A 5,916-nucleotide genomic window follows, 5' to 3' on the forward strand; every position below is an offset into this window, starting at 1 on the left:
CCGCTCACGTCTCAACCATATCGATCGGATCGATCCCCGCCATCGCCTTCTTCAGGCGTGGACGCGCTGCGTCGGAAGAGAGGAACGCAGGTTCGAGCCGCGGCGCCCGCAACAAGCCGCGCGCGTTGAGTTCCTGGATATCGGCGAAATGCGCCGCGGAGATCTTGCCGATCCAGAACGGCGTGAGACTGCCGCCACTCTTCAGATGATCAAGAACCTGCGCCACGCCACGCAGATAGATGGCGTCTTTTGCCAAGCCGCCGCCTCGAAAGACGCGCAGAACGACGTTGAAGGCGCTGCGATCATCGAGACCGAAATCACCATGCAGAACGCGGAACGTATACTCAAACGGTGCGCCGGCGAGCATCGCCTGACACGCGATAACCCTTGCCGCGATCAGTCTCAGCCGCGCCGCGGTCATGCCGCCGACCAGATATTCCGCCAGCACGGCCAGTCCCTCCTGCATGCCCTCGTAACCGGCTAGCCCGTTGCGGAAGATGGCGAGCCCTTGCGCATCGCCGTTGAAATAGGTCAGCAGATGAACACCGATCTCGTGACTGAGCAGTGCGGTCAGTCGCTCCGGTGGAAGATTGGTGTCGCGCGAAACCAGCAGCCGGTTCCGAGAGACGAGGAGGCCGGCCGGCAGGTCGGCGCGGACCTCCACGGAAGCGTCGAAATCGGCGTAGGCGGCACTGTATCCGGCGATCATGTCTCGCGCGGCCGCGGCGACAGCGTCGGCGCCCAGGCCCTTCTGTCGGGCCGTCGAAGCAACGCGGGGCGTCTTTTCGAGAATGGTGCGTGCCCTCGCCGCCAGGCTAGGCTCGACGCTGCCATACAGTGCTCGACCGAGTTCGACGAAGCTGGGCGTTTCGCGTGCCGCGAGCATCGACAGTTGAAGATCGAGTTCCTGCTGCTTTTCGGACAGCAGCCTGGTCAGGAGCGGATCTTCCAGGTGATCAAGGGAGACCGAATAGAGCTTCCGCTTCTGCGCGGCAACCTCGAACTCAAGCGGCCTGTAGAGCAGCGCAGGCATCCGCTCGAAGCCGCCGGCCTGGAATTCCTGCCAGGCTGGTTCGGCGTTGATCGGTGTGACGGCAAGCAGAAAATCGAATGTCGACGCGACGCTGTCGAGCGCCCGGTCGGCGCGCACGACAGCGTCGATATAGGCGCGTCGCCCCAGCGAACGATGGGTTGCCGGCGGTTCCAGCTTTGATGCCTTCAGAAAGGCGCTGACGGCCTGAAGCGCCGAATCCACCATGTTGGCGACGATGAGGTCGCGTAATTCAGGATAGACGCGCTCGGTGCCTGGCACCCTGTAGATTGGCGCGAAGCGCACCGTCAGGCGCGCCACATTGCCGAGATGGTCCGGGAGCCGTGCTTCGGCGCGTGTCGTGGGATTGAATTCGTCCACGCGGGGCGTGCGGTATTTTGCGTCGCGTCCGGACGCGGCGGCGGCGAAGCGCTTGAGCGCTGCCTTCTCACCCGCCGTGCCGCCGCCGGCCAGTGCAATCTCGAAAGGCGGCAGGAACGGAACGTCCTCCGTCAGGAACCGGTCTTCGGCCAATTCGCCGATGTCGAGTACGAGGAATGCGCCGCAACGATCGCGTATCCTCTTCGCCATCAGCCGCGCAACCTCGCCGGCGAAGCCGGCATTGGCCACGATCAGATAGGACGCACTGGCGGAAACAACATCGAATGCCGCATCCTGCTGCGAGCCGACATGGACGCAGAGAAAGGGCAGCGGCCGATCGATGTGCAAACGGTCGCCGTCGCCGAACTCGCGGCGGATCGGCTTACCGTCCCGGAAAAGTGCGTCGAGGTCCGATTCGATTGTCGCCAACGGAGAGGCAGCCTGGACCAGCTTCGGTTTCATGTCATGCCCCGCAGCGCTGCCTCGAGCACGGGCACCGTCGACGCAAGCATGGCGCGCAGTCGTTCGATTGCCGCCCAGTCGGGCTCGCCGCTCCATTCGTCCATGAAAATCTTCTTGAACTCGACCGCGATGGCACACCCCGTCTCGGGGAAATTGGCATGGACGAAGCGGGTCTGTTCGCCCTTGCCCTGGAAAGACACATTTTCGCGCACGTCGATCGGGTCACCATGGAAACGATGGCCGCGCAGCGTTTCCACAAAGGCGTCGACGACCGGCGCCCAGCGCGTGCGGTCCATCGAGAATGTGCCGATGTTGATGTCAGGCGCGACATCTTGCGGCGCAGCCGCTGCCGTCGGCCCTTCGCGCCGGTGGTTGTAGCTGTGGACGTCGACCAGGACGAACTTGCCGTAACGTTTCTCGACATCGGAAAGGACACGCTTGAGTTCGCCGTAGAACGCGTCGTGAAAGGCAACGGACTCGTCGACAATGTGCTCGGCAGGCGGCTCTCGCCATACGTTCAGACCCCAGGACTGATCCGGCGACCGATAGACCGCAGCCGCGCGCGCGCGGTTCAGATCGACTTGGAAGCGCGATCGATGAACAATGATCTGGGTTGGGAAATCGGCGATAAAGTGCTCGGTGAAGGGGTCTTCCTCCCTCCGTCGGTCCGAGTTGGAAATGCACAGGAGCGATTGGCAGGTCGGCCCGACGTCGGAGCCGCTGTGGATCGCCGTGCCAATAACGGGGGAATCACCGAGCTTGATTGTCCAGCCTGCCGGCCCGCCCCGATTGGTATTGAACGTTGGCTTGTTCACGATCCACCGAAATGCACGGAGAGGGCGGACGGTTCCAGTCCGTCACACCAGCATAGCGGGTTGACGCTTGCGAGCAGAACCACATTGTCTCGCAGGCGTTGTCGGCCTGTGCCTCTCGCCTGGGGGCTGGCGTCATCGCAAGCAGGCGATCGTTCGACAGGGACCGGCGCCTATCTGGCGGTCCTGGTCGCGCTGACCCTCCTCCTGCCGAAACGGCGCCAACAAGTCACGAAGAAATCCGGAACCGGATCAGATACCAGAGCGCCTTCATCCCGTCGCGCCAGCCAATCTTCTTGCCCTCGTCATAGGTCCGGCCGTAGTAGCTGATGCCTACCTCATAGATGCGCAAGCGGCGCGCGCGTGCGATCTGGGCGCTCAACTGGATTTCACAGCCAAAGTCGTCGCAGGTGAGACGCAGGCGGTCTTTGACCTCACGTGTGAACATCTTGTAGCAGCATTCGATGTCGGTGAGCGTCTGGTTGTAGAGCAGGTTGAACATCAGCGAGATGAACCTGTTCGCCAGATAGTGGTGGAAATAGAGTGACCGATGCGGCCGGCCATAGAAGCGCGAGCCGTAAACCACGTCAGCAACCTTACGCCCGGTGATCAGGTCGTACATCACGGTCCAGTCCGCGGGGTCGTATTCGAGGTCCGCGTCTTGAATGACGATGACATCCCCGCTGGCGGCCGCGAGCCCGCTCCTCACTGCGGCGCCCTTTCCCCTGTTGCGCTCCTGGTAGTGCGGTCGCACGGTAACTCGAGCATCCGCCGCATCGTCGGTGAAGACTAGATCTCCGTTGGCACCGACCACCATGCCGGAGGCCGAGCGAGGCCCGTCTGGAAAATTCCTTCGCAGCAGCTCGCGGGTCCCATCGGTCGATCCGTCATCGACGACGATGATTTCCTTCTCGATGCCGGGAAGCGCGCTGCTGATGACGGACAGCACGCTTGGCAGCGTCGCAACTTCGTTGAAGACAGGAACGATTACGGAAAGCATTGGGAGGGGCGGGCCTAGGCAAGAAGCGCTGCTGCGAGCATCAGCAGTCCGATGATCGCAAAGAACGCTCGATACTGTCCCTGAAGCCGGATCAGGCTTTCGTAGGTGAGGCCCTCGCGCAAGGCCCGCAACGATGCCAGGACATGCAAGGGGTAGAGGGCCGCGGCCAGAACGAGCACGAGGGGTACAAGGCCCAACAGCGCGAGCGCAACCAGAAGGGCATAGGCCACCGTGAACAAGGCAAGCCCGGCAAAGAAGCTCTGCCTCTTGCCGAAAGCCACGGCGTTCGTGCGGATCCCGTTGAGGTCGTCACTCTCGTGATCGCGCGTTTCATGCGTGAAATGGCCTGCGGTGAACACCAGCCCGAAGAAGCAGCTGATGGCCAAGCCGCGTGCGTCGATCGCCGTGAAGGTTGCGTAGCCGAGCAGAAAGTGCAGCGCCCCGCCGGCAAGATGAAGCGCCGAGCTGAACAAAGGCGCGCCCTTGAGGTGAACGGGAGGGGCGGAGTAGAGCGCGCTGAGGCCGGCAATCGCTAGCCCGAGCAGGAGAGTGTTCTGGCCGACCAATCCGAACAGCAGGAGGCTGAGCGCCAGAAGCGACAGCGCCAGGCAGCCGATTTCGGTCCGCGTCAACCCTCTGGCGGCAAAAGTCCCGGAGGCACGCCGGGGGTTGTTGAGGTCGCCATCGATTCCCGACCAGTCGTTGAACACAAAGACATGCGCGACCAGACAGAAATTGCCGCTCATGAGAGCGGCGATCTCCAACAGGTTGCCGCTTGTCAGGGTGCCGATCGATAGGATCGCCCCAAGCAGCGGCGCGCCTTGAAGCGCCAGCACTTCATCGAAGCGGACGCAGGACAACAGCCGATATGCGGACAATCCTGGCCGAGGACGCGTCGCAATGGCCGTTTCGATTGGAATTCGTGTCACTTTTCACCGCATCGCTGCTGGAGACTGTCGGATCGGCAGCCAGCCTTGGTCTGCCTGGATCGGTTTTCGAAATCGAGCCTCAGCCACAATGCATATCCTAGCTCTTGCGACCAGTAGAATCGCCGCACCGAGGCAGTCAGATCATTATGATAGAAGAGCGGAGGGGTGCTCCTGAGCAAGGAAAAATCATCGGCGGCGATCTTGTCCAGAAGTTCTGTTGCCTCGTGGTGGGTGTCGGCCGTGGCCGCGCCGTCCTCCGTCAACTGCAGAAGCTGAATGGCTCTGATCCAAATCTGTTGCCCGGGAACTGTCGTGCGCAGGCGCGACGATGGCAGCTGTAGCGGGCAGCCGGCCTTGCGCAGTTCGGCGAGCCGCAGGATGAGCAAAGGCGGGGCATCGGCGTAGTACACCCAGACGTCGCCATCGGCTGCTTTCCGGGTCATGGCCTCGCACAGTGCTTTTGCCGCGGGTGGGTCTTCCTTGGCGAGCAGCATGAACACATGCATCTGGATGCCGAGATCGGCTGGGTTTGGATCCCTCCCCGGGTCGAGGCATTGATAGCGCTCCGTCGGCGCGAGCCAGGTCCTGTAGAGACCGTCGGCCCTGCGATATTGCGCAAGGGTGGCGAGCGCCGGGGCCAACAGCGTCCTGTCCGTGCTCGGCGCTACGCGCCAGACGAGTGCCGTGTCGTCGGCGTCCGGTGTTATGGCGCAGCCCAGCGTGCCGATCGTCGGCGCATCGGGTCGTCCGTGATAGCGGACCAGGCCTCCGGGTTCGATCTGGTCCGTCAGATATCGCCGCGCCCGCATCAGCATGTCCGGCACGCCGGCCTCGTTCGCCACGGGCGAAAGGACGTCAACCATGACAGCGTTGAGGTAGGTGTTCAGTTCCTGGCGCGTCTGCTCGAACGCTGTGCCACTGGTGAAATCCGTCAGCCAGTAGCCGGGTGCCTGTTGTCTCTCGGCAAGTGCCTGAACCGCGCGTTGCTCGCTAGTCGGCGGCGGTGCCAGGGTGAACTTGCGCTCCATGATGAGCCGCGGTTCGCCGCCTTGCCACGGATGCACCAGGATGCTCACCATATGGTCGCCCGGCGCGAGCTTGCTGGCGGGAAACGAGATTCGCCAGCCGGCGGCATTCGTCGAGCCGAGTGCCTGACTGACGTCGGGACGATCGAAGAACGCGTTTGTGCCGGCTATGCCTTGGCCGTCGACCATGGCGTTGACATCGACCGGAGTCATCGCATCAGCGAGCGCCCATCCGACGATCTCGACCTGGCGCTCGGTCGCCTGGCCTCCCGCCGCC

General features: G+C 62.9%; 5 protein-coding genes. All 5 read right to left on the reverse strand.

The annotated features are described in order from the left end of the window. Positions 1 to 4: 4 nt before the first annotated feature. Entirely contained in the window at positions 5 to 1,873 is a 1,869-nt protein-coding gene (locus tag EN781_RS23355; RefSeq protein WP_127400371.1) for a flavohemoglobin expression-modulating QEGLA motif protein, read from the reverse strand. Further along, positions 1,870 to 2,688, reverse strand: coding sequence for an N-formylglutamate amidohydrolase (locus EN781_RS23360; protein ID WP_245455622.1), 819 nt, complete (start codon positions 2,686 to 2,688; stop codon positions 1,870 to 1,872). The genes EN781_RS23355 and EN781_RS23360 overlap by 4 nt, the downstream gene beginning before the upstream one ends. Before the next feature lie 226 nt (positions 2,689 to 2,914). Then, entirely contained in the window at positions 2,915 to 3,685 is a 771-nt protein-coding gene (locus EN781_RS23370) for a glycosyltransferase family 2 protein (protein ID WP_126056390.1), read from the reverse strand. Between the two features lie 14 nt (positions 3,686 to 3,699). Continuing rightward, on the reverse strand, positions 3,700 to 4,545 hold the full coding sequence (locus EN781_RS23375) for a UbiA family prenyltransferase (RefSeq protein WP_189347762.1): 846 nt from the start codon (positions 4,543 to 4,545) through the stop codon (positions 3,700 to 3,702). Positions 4,546 to 4,610: 65 nt separating this feature from the next. After that, a complete protein-coding gene (locus EN781_RS23380) occupies positions 4,611 to 5,828 on the reverse strand; it encodes a hypothetical protein (RefSeq protein WP_127400372.1) in 1,218 nt (405 codons plus the stop codon). Positions 5,829 to 5,916 lie beyond the last annotated feature (88 nt).

Origin of the sequence: Mesorhizobium sp. M4A.F.Ca.ET.090.04.2.1 (assembly GCF_003999085.1) — a bacterium.
Taxonomy (GTDB): domain Bacteria; phylum Pseudomonadota; class Alphaproteobacteria; order Rhizobiales; family Rhizobiaceae; genus Mesorhizobium.